The organism is Bradyrhizobium sp. B025, from assembly GCF_042257955.1.
Taxonomy (GTDB): Bacteria; Pseudomonadota; Alphaproteobacteria; order Rhizobiales; family Xanthobacteraceae; genus Bradyrhizobium; species Bradyrhizobium diazoefficiens.
Window position 1 is genome coordinate 565,740 of sequence record NZ_CP170150.1, and the last position, 16,273, is coordinate 582,012.

A 16,273-nucleotide genomic window follows, 5' to 3' on the forward strand; every position below is an offset into this window, starting at 1 on the left:
AGTTTGAGCGGGACCATGAAACGCAAGCCATCGACCGAGGCAACCGCCGCCTGGATCCGCCTGATGCGGGTGCAGAGCCGCGTGCTCGACTGCGTCGAGCAGGACCTGAAGAAGGCGGGGTTCCCGCCGCTGGCCTGGTATGACGCGCTGCTCGAACTGTCCCGCGCGCCCTCCGGCGAGTTGCGGCCGGTGGAACTCGAACGGCAGATGCTGATCCCGCAATACTCCACCTCGCGCCTGATCGACCGCCTGGTCGATGAGGGCCTTGCCTCGCGGCGCGAATGCAAGATCGACAAGCGCGGACAGTTCGTCGAGATCACGGAAGCCGGCCGCGAGTTGCAGAAGCGGATGTGGAGTGCCTATTCCGCTGCGATCGAGAAATATGTCGGCTCGAAGCTGTCCGATGCCGATGCCGTCAAGCTCAGCGGCCTGCTCGACCGGCTGGGCTGCTCGTGCGGCGAGATGAAGCTTCCGCCCGTCGCCAACGTCAACGAAAGCACGCCGCCGCGATGATCGCGCGGCAAACCAGCACGTCCGCGCGCCCGTCGGTTCGCGGACCATCCCTGTCACCCGCGCATTCGGTCGAAGCGCTTTTGATTAGAGTTTGATATGGCGCGAGACCAGATCGATATGACGCCGTTGCAATCGCGCGACGAGCTCGTTACGTGGTTCGAGGAAGGCTGCAAGGACCCGTCCGAATTCCGCATGGGCACCGAGCACGAGAAGACGCCTTTCACGCTTGAGGGGCACCGCCCGGTGCCTTACGAAGGCGCACGCGGCATCGGCGCGCTGCTCGAGGGCATGAAGCTCCTGCTCGGCTGGGAGCCGATCATGGAGAAGGGCAACATCATCGGCCTCTACGACGTCACCGGCGGCGGCGCGATCTCGCTCGAGCCGGGCGGACAGTTCGAGCTTTCCGGTGCGCCGGTCGAAAACGTGCACCAGACCCAGAGCGAGCTGATGGCGCATCTGGCGCAGGTGCGCGAGATCGCAGCGCCGCTCGGCATCGGCTTCCTCGGGCTCGGCATGACGCCGTCCTGGTCGCGCACCGACATCCCGGTGATGCCCAAGGGCCGCTACAAGATCATGACCAACTACATGCCGAAGGTCGGCCAGTACGGCCTCGACATGATGTACCGGACCTGTACGGTGCAGACCAATCTCGACTTCTCCTCCGAAGCCGACATGGTCAAGAAGCTGCGTGTGTCGCTCGCGCTCCAGCCGGTCGCAACCGCGCTGTTCGCAAATTCGCCGTTCACCGAAGGCAAGCCGAACGGCTTCCTCTCCTTCCGCTCCGAGATCTGGCGCGACACGGACAATGCGCGCGCGGGCATGATGCCCTGGGCGTTCGAGGACGGCATGGGCTTCGAGCGCTATGTCGACTACGCGCTCGACGTGCCCATGTATTTCGTCAAGCGCGGCGAAGACTACATCGACGTCTCGGGCTCCTCGTTCCGCGCCTTCTTCGACGGCCGCAACAACAATCTTCCCGGCGAGCGGCCGACATTGTCGGACTGGGCCAACCATCTCTCGACGATCTTCCCGGAAGTGCGGCTGAAGCGCTATCTCGAGATGCGCGGCTCCGACGGCGGACCGTGGGGCCGTCTGCCGGCGCTGCCGGCGTTCTGGGTCGGGCTGCTCTATGACGATGTGTCGCTCGATGCCGCCTGGGACATGGTGAAGCACTGGAGCGCGCATGAGCGTCAGGCCCTGCGCGACGACGTGCCGCGCTTCGGCTTCAAGGCGCGGATCAAGGACCGCTATCTGTTCGAGATCGCCAAGGAATGCCTCGTTCTGGCACATGCCGGCCTGCGCCGGCGCGGCCGGATCGACCAGCTCGGCCGCGACGAAACGCGGCATTTGGAGCCGCTCGACCGCATTATCGATTCCGGCCGCACGCCGGCCGAGGAAATGCTCGAGAAGTTCAACGGCCCCTGGAAGGGCTCCGTGGAACCGGCCTACGCGGAGTACGCGTTCTAGACCAACAGGCCAACGACCGGGACTTAAGCCGTTCATCGCCCATACAGGTTTGCGGCGATCAAATGACCGGCTGAAAAAACCTGAGCGTCGTCAATAACTCGAAAGCTGTTCTGATGGGGAAGGGCCGCCTGTCCGTCATGGCAAGGGTCTTGGCAAGCGTCGTGGCATGCGCCGCGCTGCTCTCGCTCGTGCTTGCGAGCTGGCCTGCGCGCGCCCAGACGGCATTCGACCGGCCCGGCGGTGACTATTTCAGCACGCCGGTCACATCTGGCGACCCCGAGGATTGCGCGCTGCTGTGCGAGCGCGACCGCCGTTGCCGCTCGTGGAGCTTCAGCTATCCCGACATCGACGGCGCCGCGGCGGTGTGCTGGCTCAAGAACACGGTGCCGCCGCGCGTGCCGGGCAATTGCTGCATCTCCGGTGTGCGCGGCGCCGGCGTGATCGAGCCGCGCGTCGAAGGCGTGGAGACCTCGATCGACCGCCCCGGTGGCGACCTGCGCAATTTTGAACTCAAGGACGGCGAAGGCGAGGAGGCGTGCAAGTCCGCCTGCACCGCCGACAACAAATGCCGCGCCTTCACCTATGCCCGTCCCGGCTACACCGGCCGCGAAGCGCGGTGCTTCCTGAAAAAGGAAATCAAGCCGCCGCGCCGCAAGGCGGGGTTCACGTCGGGCGTGGTGCGGTAGGATTTAGCTAACGTCGAATACACGGTCGTCATGCCCGGGCTTGTCCCGGGCATCCACGTCGTTTCTCCATCGCGGCTGCGCGTGGATGGCCGGGTCAAGCCCGGCCATGACGTGGCGAGGCATCTCACTCCGCCGCAATGACCGTGAGCTCCGGCCACAGCGCCTTCCATCGCGCGGCCTTCGCCGCGTAATTGGCAATGGAAAAATTCTGTGCCCGATTGGGCCGCACGATCAATCGCGCGACGTCGTCGAACCCGTGCGGCGCATAGACGTCGAAGCTCCCGCCCGCGGGTTGGATACCGAGCTGGGTATTCTCCGTCAGGAAGCGGTCGATGCCGTCGGTTGAACGCGTCAACGGCGGATAGGGCAGGCCGTGCTTGTCGGGGTACCACAGATGCACGCGCGCCTGATTGCGGATCTCGACCTTGACGCCGAGATGCGCCAGCCGTGCCTGCAGCTTGCGGATCACCGCGTCTTCCGCCTCCCACGACGTATCGGGATCGAAATAGAACACGTCGTAGTCGGCGATGCCGTGATCGACGGCGCGGCCCGTGAGCACGTTCCACACCGTCTGCACCAGGCAACCTGCGACCAGCCAGGCATCCGGAAGGGCGAGCTGCGCGAGTTCGTCGATGATCGTAACGTTGACGGGATTTCTCAGCGCGAGCGCGAGGAATTCGTCGCGGTTCATCGTGAGGTGAGGAGACTTCCGGTCAATGCACGGCGGTGAAGAACCGCGCGAGGCGGAAACCGGACAGCCAGGTCCACACCGGCTGGCCGCGCATGCCGAGGTCCCAGGAGCCGAGCACGGCATCCGCGCGTCCGACCAGATTGTCGATCGGCAGCAGACCGACGCCGCCGGAGCGCAGCGGCACGCGGCTGTCGGCGGAGTTGTCTCTGTTATCGCCGAGCACGAAGAGATGTCCGGCCGGCACCGTCACTTCCGGCGTGTTGTCGAGCGGGCCGTTGTCGCGCATCTTGAAGATCAGGTGCGAGACGCCGTTCGGCAGCGTCTCGACATAGCGGTAGGCAGGCTCGCTGCCGCCATTGTCGTCCTCGGCGGCGCCGATGCCGTCGGGCTTGAGCTCGGCGGGCCGGTCATTGATGAAGAGCTGGCCCTGCCGCATCTGGATGCGGTCGCCGGGCAGACCCACCACGCGCTTGACCCAGGCCTGCGAGCGATCGCCGGGCCAGCGGAACACCACGACGTCGCCCTGCTTCGGCGTCTCCGCGAACACGCGGCCGCTCTCGGGCAGGTTGATCTGGATCGGCAGCGAGGAGGTGCCGTAGCCGTAGGGGAATTTCGAGGCGAGCAGGGCGTCGCCGATCAGCAGCGTCGGCTCCATCGAGCCCGACGGCACGTAAAACGGCTCCGCGAGCGCGCCCTTGGCGATGAACACGGCGGCGACGATGCCGGCGAGTTGCACCAGTTGCCCGCCCCAGCCGCTGCTCTTCCGCTTGGTGGTGGTCGCAGTCATCTTCTCAACACTCATGCGCCTGTTCCACCCACCGTAATGCGTTCCATCAGAAGCGACGGCTGGCCGACGCCAACCGGCACGCCCTGGCCGTTCTTGCCGCAGGTGCCGATGCCGGTATCGAGCGCGAGATCGTTGCCGATCATGCGGATGCGATGCAAATCGGTCGGCCCGTTGCCGATCAGCATGGCGCCCTTCAGAGGGGCGCCGATCTTGCCGTTCTCGATCTTGTAGGCCTCGGTGCACTGAAACACGTATTTGCCCGAGGTGATGTCGACCTGGCCGCCGCCGAAATTCGCGGCGAAGACGCCGTTCTTCACCGACGCCAGGATCTCGGCCGGATCGCGATCGCCCGCGAGCATGTAGGTGTTGGTCATGCGCGGCATCGGCACATGGGCATAGCCCTGGCGGCGGCCGTTGCCGGTCGGCTTCATGTTCATCAGCCGCGCGTTCTGGCGGTCCTGCATGTAGCCGACCAGGATGCCGTCCTCGATCAGCACGGTGCGATTGGTCGGCGTGCCCTCGTCGTCGATCGAGAGCGAGCCGCGGCGCGAGGCAATAGTGCCGTCGTCGACCACGGTGACGCCCTTGGCCGCGACCTGCTGGCCCATCAGGCCGGCAAAGGCCGAGGTCTTCTTGCGGTTGAAGTCGCCTTCGAGCCCGTGGCCGACCGCTTCATGCAGCATCACGCCGGGCCAGCCTGCGCCAAGCACGACGTCCATCTCGCCGGCGGGGGCGGGAATTGATTCCAGATTGACCAGCGCCTCGCGCAGCGCGCCGTTGGCGGCGTCGCGCCAGTTCTTGCTCTCGATGAATTCGGCATAGCCGGCGCGGCCGCCATAGCCCTTGCTGCCGCTCTCCTGGCGGTCGCCCTGGCCGGCGACGACGGAGACGTTGACACGCACCAGCGGGCGGATGTCGCGATAGCTCTCGCCGTCGGGCCGCAGGATCTCGACCACCTGCCAGGTTGCGCCCAGGCTGACGCTGACCTGCCGCACCCGCGGGTCCTTGTCGCGCAGATAGGCGTCGATCTCGGCGAGCAGCTTGACCTTGGTCTCGAAGCCCGGCGCATCGAGCGGGTTGTCGTCGCCATAGAGGCGCACATTGGTATGCGGGGGAGGGGCCGAAAAGCTGCCGGAGTAGCCGCCGCGCACGGCGGCAACCGCATCGGCGGCGCGAATCAGCGCTGGCAGCGACACGTCGGAGGAATGGGCGTAGCCGACCGCGTCGTCCTTGACGGCGCGCAGGCCAAAACCCTGGGAGGTGTCGTAGGTCGCCTGCTTCAGCCGCCCATTGTCGAACATCAGCGCTTCGGTCTGGCTGTACTCCAGGAACAGCTCGCCGTCGTCGGCGCCGGCAAGCCCGCGCGCGACCTCGTGGCGAACCTGGTCGCGGTCGAGATTGGCGCGGTCGAGCAGGGAGGTTGTGGCGGGATTGGTCATGTGTCCGTCCATTATCTGGAGATGTGGGGCAAGATAATGGTTTCAGACCAGTTCCGCGAGGGCGCGAAGCCTCACATTACGGAAACAATAGGTCCAGCTGCCTACGGCAGCTTGTCGTACCCCTCACCCAGTCCGTTCAGGCTGAGCGGGAAGCCGATGCCTTCTTCCGGCGTCTCGAAGATGATGAAGGTCGCGGTCTTGGCGGTGCGGAGCTGGCCGAGCAGCTTGTCGTCCATGACGACCTCGGCGACGCAGCCATTGGGCAGGCAGCGCACGAAGCCGGCGCGGCCGACGTCCTGATTGTCGAGCTTCAGCCCGAGGCCGGAGGGCAGCAGGACGCCGAGGGGGGCGACCACGCGCATCAGGCGGCTCTTCTGGTCGGCGGTCTTGAGCACGATCACGGTCAGGCCGGCATTGGAGCGGTCTTCGGCCACGACGCTCTGGATCAGGGCGCATTGCTCGGCCTGGGCGCCCGGCGGGGTGTCGCAGCGAATCTGCCAGTCGCCATGGACGGAGCGCACCGCGCCCTGCGCATGGGCGAGGCTGGGTAAAGCAAGGAGAAGGGCGGCGGCCAGAAGGCCGATCAGCGCGTTGAGGCTGCTATCCGGCCTTGCCATGCATCTCGAAAGCCCCATCGGGGTCGGTCCCTCTGCTCGCTTGGGTCGCTTGCGCGGGTGGACTGATACGGAAATGACGGCGTCTTGAAGGCAATTCCCAAGCAAATTCCGCGCCGCCGAGGCCGCCGCCGCCGGCACGAATCAGGTTCCTGTGCGGCCGTTCGCCAGTGCCTACAACGGGCAATTCCGCTGTCAAGCCGCAGCATCCCGGGAAACGGTATTTTTGTCTGATGTTACTAGGAAATATCTTGCGGGTGATCGCTGGCAGATGGGGTTCAAGACTGCATTGCGATAGATCAAGAATTATGGTTTGAGAAGCTTGATTTCGGCGTTCTAGCGATCTGGCCCCAATTCCTCTTAGAGGTATTCTTGAGTGGCGGTTTGTCAGACGGACGGATCGAATAAGCGTTTCCCGGAAATAGGGGGACGCACCTGGGGTGATTTCGTAAGGGGAGCGCGAACGGCATGAGGATGTCGAAGGGCCGGGTAGGCCGGCATTTGCTGGGATTGGCCGTAGCTGGTCTGACACTGGCGACGGGCAGCGCGGCATTTGCCGAGCTTGGGCAGCCGGCGCCATGGGAGTGGACGCTCCAGCAGTCTGGCTCGCCGGTGATGGACAATATCGTCTGGTTCCACAACTTCCTGTTCGTGCTCATCGCGCTGATTACGCTGTTCGTTCTGGCGCTGCTGGTGGTCGTGGTCATCAAGTTCAACGCGAGGGCCAATCCGGTGCCGTCGCGGACCACCCACAACACGCTGATCGAGGTGGCCTGGACGCTGGTTCCGGTGCTGATCCTGGTCGGCATCTCGGTGCCGTCGTTCCGCCTGCTGTTCCTGGAGCTCGACGTGCCGAAGGCGGACCTGACCATCAAGGCGACCGGCAAGCAGTGGTACTGGTCCTACGCCTATCCCGACAACGGCAAGTTCGAGTTCGACTCGCTGATGGCCCAGGACAAGCAGCCCCGCCTGCTCGGCGTCGACAACGAGATGGTGGTGCCGGTCAACAAGGTGATTCGTGTTCAGGTGACCGGTGCGGACGTCATCCACGCCTTCGCGCTGCCGGCGTTCGGCGTGAAGATCGACGCCATTCCGGGGCGACTGAACGAAACCTGGTTCAAGGCCGCCAAGACCGGCATGTTCTACGGCCAATGCTCGGAGCTCTGCGGCAAGGATCACGCCTTCATGCCGATCGCGATTCGCGTCGTGGAAGACAAGGAATTCGCCTCCTGGGTCGAAACGGCGAAGAAGAAGTTTGCGAGCGGTGGCACCGGCACCTACGCCTCCGCGGCCGGCCCGACGCAGTAGGCGTCGGGTAAAGGCTCGAGGGGACTGAAAGCGACATAAAGGGCGGGACCTCCAAAGGTCCGATTGGGACGCAAGGCAGGATTTGAAAATGGCAACCAGCGCAGCGGCACACGGCGATCACGCGCAAGACCACGGACATGACGAGCACGCCCATCCGACCGGATGGCGACGCTACGTCTATTCGACCAACCACAAGGACATCGGCACGATGTACCTGATCTTCGCGGTCATCGCCGGCGTCATCGGTGCCGCGATGTCGATCGCGATCCGTGCCGAGCTGATGTATCCGGGCGTGCAGATCTTCCACGAGACGCACACTTACAACGTCTTCGTGACCTCCCACGGCCTGATCATGATCTTCTTCATGGTCATGCCGGCGATGATCGGCGGCTTCGGCAACTGGTTCGTGCCACTGATGATCGGCGCGCCCGACATGGCGTTCCCGCGCATGAACAACATCTCGTTCTGGCTGCTGCCGGCCTCGTTCGGGCTGCTGCTGATGTCGACCTTCGTCGAGGGTGAGCCGGGCGCCAACGGCGTCGGCGCCGGCTGGACCATGTATGTGCCGCTGTCGAGCTCGGGTCATCCCGGCCCGGCCGTCGACTTCGCGATCCTGTCGCTCCATCTGGCGGGCGCCTCGTCGATCCTCGGCGCCATCAACTTCATCACCACGATCTTCAACATGCGCGCGCCGGGCATGACCCTGCACAAGATGCCGCTGTTCGTGTGGTCGATCCTGGTGACGGTGTTCCTGCTGCTGTTGTCGCTGCCGGTGCTTGCCGGTGCGATCACCATGCTGCTCACCGACCGCAATTTCGGCACGACCTTCTTCGCGCCCGACGGCGGCGGCGACCCCGTGCTGTTCCAGCACCTGTTCTGGTTCTTCGGCCATCCCGAGGTGTACATCCTGATCCTGCCCGGCTTCGGCATGATCAGCCAGATCGTCTCCACCTTCTCGCGCAAGCCCGTGTTCGGCTATCTCGGCATGGCCTACGCCATGGTCGCGATCGGCGGCATCGGCTTCGTGGTGTGGGCGCACCACATGTACACGGTCGGCATGTCGTCGGCGACGCAGGCCTATTTCGTCGCGGCGACGATGGTGATCGCGGTTCCGACCGGCGTGAAGATCTTCTCGTGGATCGCCACGATGTGGGGCGGCTCGATCGAATTCCGCGCGCCGATGATCTGGGCCGTGGGCTTCATCTTCCTGTTCACGGTCGGTGGCGTCACCGGCGTCGTGCTGGCGAATGCCGGCGTCGACCGCGTGCTCCAGGAGACCTACTACGTCGTCGCGCACTTCCACTACGTGCTGTCGCTCGGTGCGGTGTTCGCGATCTTCGCCGGCTGGTACTACTGGTTCCCGAAGATGACGGGCTACATGTACAATGAGACGCTGGCGAAGGCGCACTTCTGGGTCACCTTCATCGGCGTGAACCTAGTGTTCTTCCCGCAGCACTTCCTCGGCCTGTCGGGCATGCCGCGCCGCTACGTCGACTATCCCGACGCGTTCGCGGGCTGGAATCTGGTCTCGTCGGTCGGCTCCTACATTTCCGGCTTCGGCGTCCTGATCTTCCTCTATTGCGTGATCGATGCCTTTGCGAAAAAGGTGCCGGCCGGCGACAATCCGTGGGGTGCCGGCGCGACCACGCTGGAGTGGACGCTGCCCTCGCCGCCGCCCTTCCATCAGTTCGAAGTGCTGCCCCGCGTGCAGTAAGCGATCACCCGCGGCGCCCATCACGGGCGCCGCGGCTCCATAACGAAGCGAGTTGATTTAGTGTCCGTCCTCGACCACAACGCCGTCGACATCAATCCCCGCATCTCCGAAGCGGAGGTGGGCGACTACATTGCGCTGCTCAAGCCGCGGGTGATGTCGCTGGTGATCTTCACCGCGCTGGTCGGAATGGCGATGGCGCCCGGGCATTTCCACCCGGTGCTGGCGATCACCTCGCTGCTCTGCATCGCCGTCGGCGCCGGCGCCTCCGGGGCGCTCAACATGGCGCTCGAAGGCGATATCGACGCCAAGATGTCGCGCACGGCGAACCGGCCGATTCCGCGTGGCCGCATCACCCGTCCCGAGGCGATGACGTTCGGCATGACGCTCGCCTTCTTCTCGGTGATGACGCTCGGCATCCTCGTCAACTGGATCGCGGGCGCGCTGCTCGCCTTCACCATCTTCTTCTACGTCGTGATCTACACGATGTGGCTGAAGCGCTGGACCGCGCAGAACATCGTGATCGGCGGCGCCGCCGGTGCGTTGCCGCCGGTGGTGGCCTGGGCCGCGGTAACAGGCACGGTCGACGTCGAGCCGCTGCTTCTCTTCGCCATCATCTTCTTCTGGACCCCGCCGCATTTCTGGGCGCTGGCGCTGTTCCGCTCGGACGATTACGCGCGCGCCGGCATTCCGATGCTGCCCAATGTCGCCGGTCCCGATGCGACCCGCCTCCAGATCCTGCTCTACACGATCGTGCTGATCGCGGTGGCCGCCGCGCCCTGGGCGCTCGGCTATTTCGACGCCGTCTACGGTGTCGTCTCGCTGATCCTCGGCGCCGGCATGCTGGTGCTCGCGATCAACGTCTATATGCGCCGCGAGCGCAGCCAGTCGTTGCGCGCCACGCGAAAACTGTTCGCCTTCTCCATCCTTTACCTGTTCGCGCTGTTCGCGACCCTGCTGGCCGAGGTCGTGTTCCGGGCGCTTGCTCCGATGGCAGGGGGCGCATGATCGCGGTGGCGGACAAACCCGAGCCAGATGGAATCGTCCTCACCGAGGCGCAGAAGAAGAGCCGCCGTCAGCGCTCGATCGCGATCGCGCTCGCGCTCGGCGTGCTCGTGGTGCTGTTCTTCGCCGTCACCATGGTCAAGGGACCGGCAGTTCTAGTCCGGCCGATGTAGGGAAAATGGATCACGAGCCGACCATATCGCGGGATCAGAGCCGGACGGCCAGGAAAGGCGTCGGTAAGGGCCTCGGTCGTGACGTGCTGGTCGCCTCGATCTGCGGCGGCGTGGTGGCGCTGATGGTCGGCGCCTCCTACGCGGCGGTGCCGTTCTACAACTGGTTCTGCCGCGCCACCGGCTTCAACGGCACGACCCAGGTCGCCACCGCCGCGCCGGCCACCGGTCCGATCGCGCGGAAGATCGCGGTGCGCTTCGATTCCAACGTCGCGCCCGGTCTGCCCTGGAAGTTCGAGCCGGAGCAGAGCGAGATCGAGGTCAATATCGGCCAGGTCACGACCGTCTTCTACACCGTGACCAACCAGGCCGCGCGCACCACTGCCGGCCAGGCCGCCTACAACGTCGCGCCGCTGACGGTCGGGTCCTACTTCCAGAAGATCAACTGCTTCTGCTTCACCGAGCAGACCATGGCGCCCGGTGAGAAGCGCGAGATGCCGGTCGTGTTCTACGTCGATCCGTCGATCGCCGACGACCACGAGAACGACGGGCTCAGCACGATCACGCTGTCCTACACGTTCTACCCGGTGAAAGATCCGGCGGTGAAGCCGCTCGCGTCCGGGGAAGGCGACAAACGCAAGGGAAATCTCTGACCGCCGGGCTCACGCTCTGGGGGTTGGACACAAGGGGATAAGTGCCGGACAGGCACGGGATTGAGGAGAGAGACCGCAAATGGCTACCGCGCAAGGCAAGCATCACGACTATCATCTGGTCGATCCCTCTCCCTGGCCGGCGGTCGGTTCGCTCTCGGCCTTCATCATGGCGGTCGGCGCGATCGCCTGGATGCACCACATGTTCTCGGCCGCGCCGATCGTGTTCGGCGTCGGCACCGTCGGCGTGCTCTACACCATGGCGAGCTGGTGGGGCGACGTGATCAAGGAAGCCCAGTACAAGGGCGACCATACCCGCGTCGTGCAGCTCCATCACCGCTACGGCATGATCCTGTTCATCGCCTCCGAGGTGATGTTCTTCGTCGCCTGGTTCTGGGCCTATTTCAACGCGGCGCTGTTTCCGGCCGACGCTGTCCACGCCACCCGCGATGCCGTGTTCGGCTGCGGCCTCGGCACCGCGGCCGGAGCCTGCGCGGTCCCCGGCACCTGGCCGCCCCACGGCATCGAGACCTTCGATCCCTGGCATCTGCCGCTCCTGAACACGCTGATCCTGCTCACCTCGGGCACCACGGTGACCTGGGCGCACCATGCGCTGCTCGAGAACGATCGCCAGGGTCTGAAATACGGCCTGATCCTCACCGTCGTGCTCGGCGCGCTCTTCACCTGCGTGCAGGCCTATGAGTACAGCCATGCGGCGTTCTCGTTCGCCGGCAACGTCTATGGCGCGACCTTCTTCATGGCGACCGGTTTCCACGGCTTCCACGTGCTGGTCGGCACCATCTTCCTGCTGGTCTGCCTGTTCCGTGCCTATGCCGGCCACTTCACGCCGAAGCAGCATCTCGGCTTCGAGTTCGCCGCCTGGTACTGGCACTTCGTCGACGTGGTCTGGCTGTTCCTGTTCCTCTGCATCTATGTGTGGGGACACGGCGCCGAGACCATGGCCCACGGCGCGCACTGAGCAGCTTTGGATCGATCAGAAAGGGCGGCCGCAGGGCCGCCCTTTCGCTTTTGCGCCGCCGGAAGTTTCGGCGGAAACTGTGATAGAGTCCGCCATCATGAATGACACCGCCGGTCCACCCAAGTCCGAAACCACCGTCCTGCAAAGCGCGATGCGCGGGCTGGCCTGCAAATGTCCGCGCTGCGGCCAGGGCAAGCTCTATGCGGGCTTCTTGACGCTCGCACCTAGCTGCGACCGCTGCGGCCTTGACTATGCCTTCATCGACACCGGCGATGGCCCGGCGATCTTCATCATCATGCTCGCCGGTGGGATCGTCGTTGCGTGCGCGCTGATCGTCGAGGTCAAGTACCAGCCGCCGTACTGGCTGCATGCCGTGCTGTGGCTGCCGCTGATCCTCGCCACCACGCTCTTGCCACTGCGCGCGATGAAGTCGCTGCTGATCGCGCTGCAATTCCACCACAAGGCAGCGCCGGGCCGGCTGGTCGACCGCGCGAAATGAACGCGACTGCGCGCAAGCCTCGCGTGGCCGGCTTTGCGCTGTTCACGCTTCTCCTGACGGCCGCCTTCGTTGCCCTCGGCGTCTGGCAATTGCAGCGCCGGACCGCCAAGCACGCGCTGATCGCAGCACTCACCGAGCGTCTGGCGGCGGCACCCATCGCGCTGCCGCCGCCCGCACAATGGGCTGCGCTGAATCCCGCGCGCGACGAATTCCGCCGTGTCAGCTTCACCGCGACCTACGCCGCCTCGCCCGATGCGATGGTCTATTCATCCGGCTCGGCCGTACGCAAGGACGCTTCCGGTCCCGGCACCTGGGCCTTCCTGCCGGCGCGGCTTCCGAGCGGCGAGATGGTCGTGATCGATGCCGGCTTCGTCGAGAACACGATGCAGGATCGCAGCGTCGAGGATCGCGCGGTGAAGAAGCTCGTGACCGGGCAGCCGGTCGCGCTCACCGGCTATCTGCGCTTTCCCGAGCCGCCGGGCTGGCTGACGCCGGCGGAGAGCCGCGACAAGCGGCTCTGGTTCGTGCGCGATCATGTGGCGATCGCGAGCGCGCTCGGCTGGGGCACGGTTGCGCCGTTCTACATCGATCTGGAGCAGCCCGCGCCCGAAAATGGCATCCCGCGTCCGGGTCCGCTCGACGTGCATCTGAAGGACGATCACCTGCAATACGCCGTCACCTGGTTCGCGCTTGCAGGCGCGGTGCTGATCGCGTTCGGCGTCTGGGTGAGGGGACGTCGCTCGAGCTGAATCTTCCGTAGGTTCCCGGGAGGAACCCGTTATCACCCGGGGTTTACCATTCAGCGCGCATTCACGAGTGTGGTCCTAAGCCGCATGCAAAATTTCGCGGCAGACAGGATTACGGCGTGAGCGATTTCGATCAGATGGGAATTGTCGTCGATTGGGTGGATGCCTGCCGGAAGGGCGACCTCGCGACGCTGCTCGACCTCTATGCGGCCGACGCGCAGATCGAATGCACGTGCAACGGCACGCAGCGTTATCGCGGCCGAGACGAGCTCGAAACCTACTGGGGGCCGCGGCTCAGCGCATTCTCGTCGGCCGGCTTCGGTCTCGAGGAGATCCATCCCGTGCCTGATGGCGTCGATCTCGAATATTCCGTCGCAGGCGCGCTGCGCATTCACGCCTCGTTTCGCTTCAGTGCGGAAGGCAAAATCGACAGCACGCTGTGCGCGCCGGCGCGACAGAACGCGCATCACGGCTGCGCGTGCTAGCTTTGCGCCGGCTCGTCGCGCGTCCTCTGCACGGGCAGACGGCAGCGCACATAGGTTCGTTCATCCGCGCGCAGCAATGACAGCGATCCGCTGAGCGCGCGCACGCGCTCGTGCATACCGGTCAGACCCCGGCCGAAGACGTTGCCCTCGGTAAATCCCCCGCCGTCGTCGGAAATCTCGACGGCGAGCGCGTCGCCTGAAATGGCCGCCTGCACATGGGCATTGCGTGCTGCGGCATGGCGCAGCACATTGGTCAGCGCCTCCTGGATCACGCGATAGACGGTCTGGGCCAGCGGCCCGTCGAGCCCGTTGAGACCAGGATCGACCGTGGCGGTCAGCCCGATATGCGGGGCCTGCTTGCGAAAGTTCCGGAGCAGCGTCTGCACGCTGGTTTCCAGCCCCAATTCCTCGATATAGAGCGGCCGCAGCCGGTCGAGGATGCGGCGGTTGGTCTGCTGGAGCGCTTCGACCGATTGCAGCACCTCCTGCGCCGTATTGCCGAGATGTCCCACCGGCGGCGAAGCCTCGATCAGGGCGATCGTGCCGGCGCGGATGCTGAACAGCAGCGGGCCGAGCTCGTCGTGCAGCTCGCGGGCGAGATCGCGCCGCTCGTCGTCCTGGAGCGACACCAGGCGGTGCAGCAGGTCGCGATTGTCCTGGCTTAGTCGCGCGAGCGTCGCCGCCAGCGCATTGGCCTCCTCGCAGCTCTGCCGGATCTCCGGCGGCCCTGCCACCGGGATCGGCGTCGCATAATCGCCGCGCCGTATTCGCGTGAGGCCTGCGCCCAGATTTTGCAGGGGGCGCAGTGCCGATTCCGCGAAGAGATAGGCGATCGTTCCGGTCAGCACCGTCAGCACGGCGATGAGGCTCGTCAGCGCCAGAAAACCGATCCATTTCTCGAACAGGTCGGCCGACAGGTCGGGCAGGAACACGAGATCGCCGACCCGCTTGCCGTCGATGATCAGCGGGGACGCTGCGTCCATGTCCGGGATGGTGAGCAGGTCGATGAACCATTGCGGCACGCTATGCGGCTTGCGCGGACCGGCCGTTGGCGAGGGCTCGGGACCCGCTTCGACAGGACGGAATTGGATATCGGAGGAGGTGCCCAAAGAATGGACAAAGGCGTCGAGCGTCTGCCGCGGATTGTCCGAGGCGCGCAGGGTGTTGTTGAGCGCCGCGGCGACCGCTCGGGCCGAATGTCGCCCCAATTCGTTCTCGTCGGCCAGCTGGCCGGTCGCAAAGCTCTGGAGCAGCACGCCGCCCATGACCAGCGCGGCGAGGAAGCTCACGCCGAGCGGAAGAAACAGTTGGGTTCTGAACGACAGGTGTTGCCACATTAGTTCAATTCTAACGCGTCCCGGCGGATTTCTCTCTTTCCATTTGTTCCCGCCGGTCTATGAGTTGAAAAACCAGAGAGCGCGCGATGCAAGATACCGCCAAGCCGGCGACCAGGGTCCTGATCGTCGACGACCATCCTGTGGTGCTGTCGGGTTGCCGCACCCTGTTCGCATCCGACCATTCGATCCGCATCGACGAGGCGACGGACGCCAAATCCGGCCATCGCGCCTATATCAGCAAGCGGCCCGACGTCACCGTGATCGACATCAGCCTGCCCGATGTCTCCGGCTTCGAGCTGATGCGGCGGATCCGCAAGGACGATCCTGATGCCAAGATCATCATGTTCAGCATGAACGACGATCCGGCTTTCGTGGTGCGGGCGGTCGAGCTCGGGGCGCAGGGCTATGTCTCCAAGGGCGATGATCCCCGGATCCTGCTGAAAGCGGTGCGCAAGGTGGTCGCGGGCGACAATTTCATCTCGCCGCAGCTGGCGGAGGCCGTGACGTTCTCCGGTGCCGCGATCAAGGCCAATCCGGCCTCGCAGATGACGCCGCGGGAGCTCGAGATCCTCCGCCTGCTCGGGCGCGGCGACAAGATCGTCGAGGTCGCCGAGGCGCTTGGGATCTCCTACAAGACGGTCGCCAACACCACCTCCCTGCTCAAGCAGAAGTTGGGGGCCAAGAACCATTCCGACCTGATCCGGATTGCGGTGGAAATCGGCATGAACTGACGTCCCGCCCGCGACCGAACCGGCTGCTCCAGGATGCAGCGGTTCGGCCGACGGATCGGCGACTCCGCCGGCCGGGCAATGCGTGGCCGACGGCGGACGCTATCCGCCGACACAATGGACTGCGGCTGCGTTCGTTCCTGCCGCGATCAAGGGTTCAGGAAGAAATGGCAAAGCCGGCCTTGCGGCCAGTATGCGGACGGGTATGCGGCGTTCATACGCGTCGGGAAAAACAGGAACATTTGTCGTCGCGCCCGGTTTTCGCCCTTGACGGTCTGAGGACAGGCGACGAAAGCTTGCGCGAGCAGTTTTAGCGGGCAGGCGCCCCGGACGAGCCAAACCGGTCTGCACATATCAACGACAGACCTTCCAAGAGAGGGCTGCGGCATTGCCGCAGCCCTTTTCGTTGCAAAGGGTGCGGGCGGGAAGCGGTTTCCCGATGCCGCAAAACACTTTAT

At 65.0% G+C, this 16,273-nt stretch carries 18 protein-coding genes; 13 read left to right on the forward strand and 5 right to left on the reverse strand.

All coding sequences use genetic code 11. The features are described from left to right. Positions 1–15 precede the first annotated feature (15 nt). The 3 genes from ACE10W_RS02595 (at position 16) to ACE10W_RS02605 (ending at position 2,666) form a co-directional block, all read left to right on the forward strand. A complete protein-coding gene (locus ACE10W_RS02595; RefSeq protein ID WP_011083982.1) occupies positions 16–513 on the forward strand; it encodes a MarR family winged helix-turn-helix transcriptional regulator in 498 nt (165 codons plus the stop codon). Positions 514–609: 96 nt separating this feature from the next. Next, complete coding sequence (locus tag ACE10W_RS02600) at positions 610–1,980, forward strand: glutamate--cysteine ligase (protein WP_304550672.1); 1,371 nt, start codon at positions 610–612, stop codon at positions 1,978–1,980. 113 nt (positions 1,981–2,093) lie between these two features. Beyond that, positions 2,094–2,666, forward strand: coding sequence for a PAN domain-containing protein (locus ACE10W_RS02605; protein WP_304550673.1), 573 nt, complete (start codon positions 2,094–2,096; stop codon positions 2,664–2,666). Between the two features lie 124 nt (positions 2,667–2,790). Here ACE10W_RS02605 and ACE10W_RS02610 read toward each other — a convergent pair whose 3' ends face one another. The 4 genes from ACE10W_RS02610 to ACE10W_RS02625 all read right to left on the reverse strand — a co-directional run bounded on the left by ACE10W_RS02610 (position 2,791) and on the right by ACE10W_RS02625 (position 6,218). Further along, positions 2,791–3,357: a nucleotidyltransferase family protein gene (locus tag ACE10W_RS02610; protein WP_304550674.1), complete on the reverse strand. Its 567-nt coding sequence runs from the start codon at positions 3,355–3,357 to the stop codon at positions 2,791–2,793. 22 nt (positions 3,358–3,379) lie between these two features. Then, positions 3,380–4,159 (reverse strand): signal peptidase I, encoded by a 780-nt coding sequence (lepB, locus tag ACE10W_RS02615; RefSeq protein ID WP_011083986.1) that lies wholly within the window; start codon positions 4,157–4,159, stop codon positions 3,380–3,382. After that, positions 4,156–5,583 (reverse strand): metalloprotease TldD, encoded by a 1,428-nt coding sequence (gene tldD, locus ACE10W_RS02620; RefSeq protein WP_304550677.1) that lies wholly within the window; start codon positions 5,581–5,583, stop codon positions 4,156–4,158. The genes lepB and tldD overlap by 4 nt, the downstream gene beginning before the upstream one ends. Positions 5,584–5,684: 101 nt before the next feature. After that, complete coding sequence (locus ACE10W_RS02625) at positions 5,685–6,218, reverse strand: invasion associated locus B family protein (RefSeq protein WP_028173706.1); 534 nt, start codon at positions 6,216–6,218, stop codon at positions 5,685–5,687. Positions 6,219–6,665: 447 nt separating this feature from the next. Here ACE10W_RS02625 and coxB point away from each other — a divergent pair, with 447 nt between their 5' ends. The 9 genes from coxB to ACE10W_RS02670 all read left to right on the forward strand — a co-directional run bounded on the left by coxB (position 6,666) and on the right by ACE10W_RS02670 (position 13,750). Then, entirely contained in the window at positions 6,666–7,505 is an 840-nt protein-coding gene (gene coxB, locus ACE10W_RS02630) for a cytochrome c oxidase subunit II (RefSeq protein ID WP_011083989.1), read from the forward strand. A gap of 88 nt (positions 7,506–7,593) precedes the next feature. Then, the gene (gene ctaD / locus ACE10W_RS02635) at positions 7,594–9,219 is read left to right on the forward strand and encodes a cytochrome c oxidase subunit I (protein WP_011083990.1); all 1,626 of its coding nucleotides are present in this window, start codon (positions 7,594–7,596) and stop codon (positions 9,217–9,219) included. Between the two features lie 60 nt (positions 9,220–9,279). Further along, the gene (locus tag ACE10W_RS02640; RefSeq protein WP_028173705.1) at positions 9,280–10,224 is read left to right on the forward strand and encodes a heme o synthase; all 945 of its coding nucleotides are present in this window, start codon (positions 9,280–9,282) and stop codon (positions 10,222–10,224) included. After that, positions 10,221–10,394, forward strand: a complete 174-nt coding sequence (locus ACE10W_RS02645; protein WP_011083992.1) for a hypothetical protein — start codon at positions 10,221–10,223, stop codon at positions 10,392–10,394. The genes ACE10W_RS02640 and ACE10W_RS02645 overlap by 4 nt, the downstream gene beginning before the upstream one ends. A 5-nt stretch (positions 10,395–10,399) precedes the next feature. Further along, positions 10,400–11,044, forward strand: coding sequence for a cytochrome c oxidase assembly protein (locus ACE10W_RS02650; protein WP_028173704.1), 645 nt, complete (start codon positions 10,400–10,402; stop codon positions 11,042–11,044). Positions 11,045–11,123: 79 nt separating this feature from the next. After that, positions 11,124–12,020: a cytochrome c oxidase subunit 3 gene (locus ACE10W_RS02655; protein WP_011083994.1), complete on the forward strand. Its 897-nt coding sequence runs from the start codon at positions 11,124–11,126 to the stop codon at positions 12,018–12,020. Positions 12,021–12,117: 97 nt separating this feature from the next. Next, positions 12,118–12,519 (forward strand): DUF983 domain-containing protein, encoded by a 402-nt coding sequence (locus ACE10W_RS02660; protein ID WP_011083995.1) that lies wholly within the window; start codon positions 12,118–12,120, stop codon positions 12,517–12,519. Then, positions 12,516–13,268 carry an SURF1 family protein gene (locus ACE10W_RS02665; protein WP_304550683.1) on the forward strand — a complete coding sequence of 251 codons (753 nt, stop codon included), beginning with the start codon at positions 12,516–12,518 and terminating at the stop codon, positions 13,266–13,268. Before ACE10W_RS02660 ends, ACE10W_RS02665 begins: the two co-directional genes overlap by 4 nt. Positions 13,269–13,384: 116 nt before the next feature. Continuing rightward, positions 13,385–13,750, forward strand: coding sequence for a nuclear transport factor 2 family protein (locus ACE10W_RS02670; RefSeq protein ID WP_304550685.1), 366 nt, complete (start codon positions 13,385–13,387; stop codon positions 13,748–13,750). Here the strand turns inward: ACE10W_RS02670 and ACE10W_RS02675 are convergent. After that, positions 13,747–15,087 (reverse strand): histidine kinase, encoded by a 1,341-nt coding sequence (locus ACE10W_RS02675; RefSeq protein ID WP_304550687.1) that lies wholly within the window; start codon positions 15,085–15,087, stop codon positions 13,747–13,749. The genes ACE10W_RS02670 and ACE10W_RS02675 overlap by 4 nt on opposite strands. A gap of 86 nt (positions 15,088–15,173) precedes the next feature. On the opposite strand from ACE10W_RS02675, the gene ACE10W_RS02680 reads away from it, so the two are divergent. After that, positions 15,174–15,818, forward strand: coding sequence for a response regulator transcription factor (locus ACE10W_RS02680; protein ID WP_008139927.1), 645 nt, complete (start codon positions 15,174–15,176; stop codon positions 15,816–15,818). Positions 15,819–16,273 lie beyond the last annotated feature (455 nt).

Excerpts from the sequence above, each read along its gene's own strand:
- ACE10W_RS02650 (WP_028173704.1), top strand. The coding sequence starts at position 10,400 with ATGGATCACGAGCCGACCATATCGCGGGATCAGAGCCGGACGGCCAGG.
- ACE10W_RS02605 (WP_304550673.1), top strand. The coding sequence starts at position 2,094 with ATGGGGAAGGGCCGCCTGTCCGTCATGGCAAGGGTCTTGGCAAGCGTC.
- ACE10W_RS02595 (WP_011083982.1), top strand. The coding sequence starts at position 16 with ATGAAACGCAAGCCATCGACCGAGGCAACCGCCGCCTGGATCCGCCTG.
- ACE10W_RS02610 (WP_304550674.1), bottom strand. The coding sequence starts at position 3,357 with ATGAACCGCGACGAATTCCTCGCGCTCGCGCTGAGAAATCCCGTCAAC.
- ACE10W_RS02645 (WP_011083992.1), top strand. The coding sequence starts at position 10,221 with ATGATCGCGGTGGCGGACAAACCCGAGCCAGATGGAATCGTCCTCACC.
- lepB (WP_011083986.1), bottom strand. The coding sequence starts at position 4,159 with ATGAGTGTTGAGAAGATGACTGCGACCACCACCAAGCGGAAGAGCAGC.
- tldD (WP_304550677.1), bottom strand. The coding sequence starts at position 5,583 with ATGACCAATCCCGCCACAACCTCCCTGCTCGACCGCGCCAATCTCGAC.
- ACE10W_RS02680 (WP_008139927.1), top strand. The coding sequence starts at position 15,174 with ATGCAAGATACCGCCAAGCCGGCGACCAGGGTCCTGATCGTCGACGAC.
- ACE10W_RS02675 (WP_304550687.1), bottom strand. The coding sequence starts at position 15,087 with ATGTGGCAACACCTGTCGTTCAGAACCCAACTGTTTCTTCCGCTCGGC.
- ctaD (WP_011083990.1), top strand. The coding sequence starts at position 7,594 with ATGGCAACCAGCGCAGCGGCACACGGCGATCACGCGCAAGACCACGGA.
- ACE10W_RS02655 (WP_011083994.1), top strand. The coding sequence starts at position 11,124 with ATGGCTACCGCGCAAGGCAAGCATCACGACTATCATCTGGTCGATCCC.
- coxB (WP_011083989.1), top strand. The coding sequence starts at position 6,666 with ATGAGGATGTCGAAGGGCCGGGTAGGCCGGCATTTGCTGGGATTGGCC.
- ACE10W_RS02660 (WP_011083995.1), top strand. The coding sequence starts at position 12,118 with ATGAATGACACCGCCGGTCCACCCAAGTCCGAAACCACCGTCCTGCAA.
- ACE10W_RS02600 (WP_304550672.1), top strand. The coding sequence starts at position 610 with ATGGCGCGAGACCAGATCGATATGACGCCGTTGCAATCGCGCGACGAG.
- ACE10W_RS02625 (WP_028173706.1), bottom strand. The coding sequence starts at position 6,218 with ATGGGGCTTTCGAGATGCATGGCAAGGCCGGATAGCAGCCTCAACGCG.
- ACE10W_RS02665 (WP_304550683.1), top strand. The coding sequence starts at position 12,516 with ATGAACGCGACTGCGCGCAAGCCTCGCGTGGCCGGCTTTGCGCTGTTC.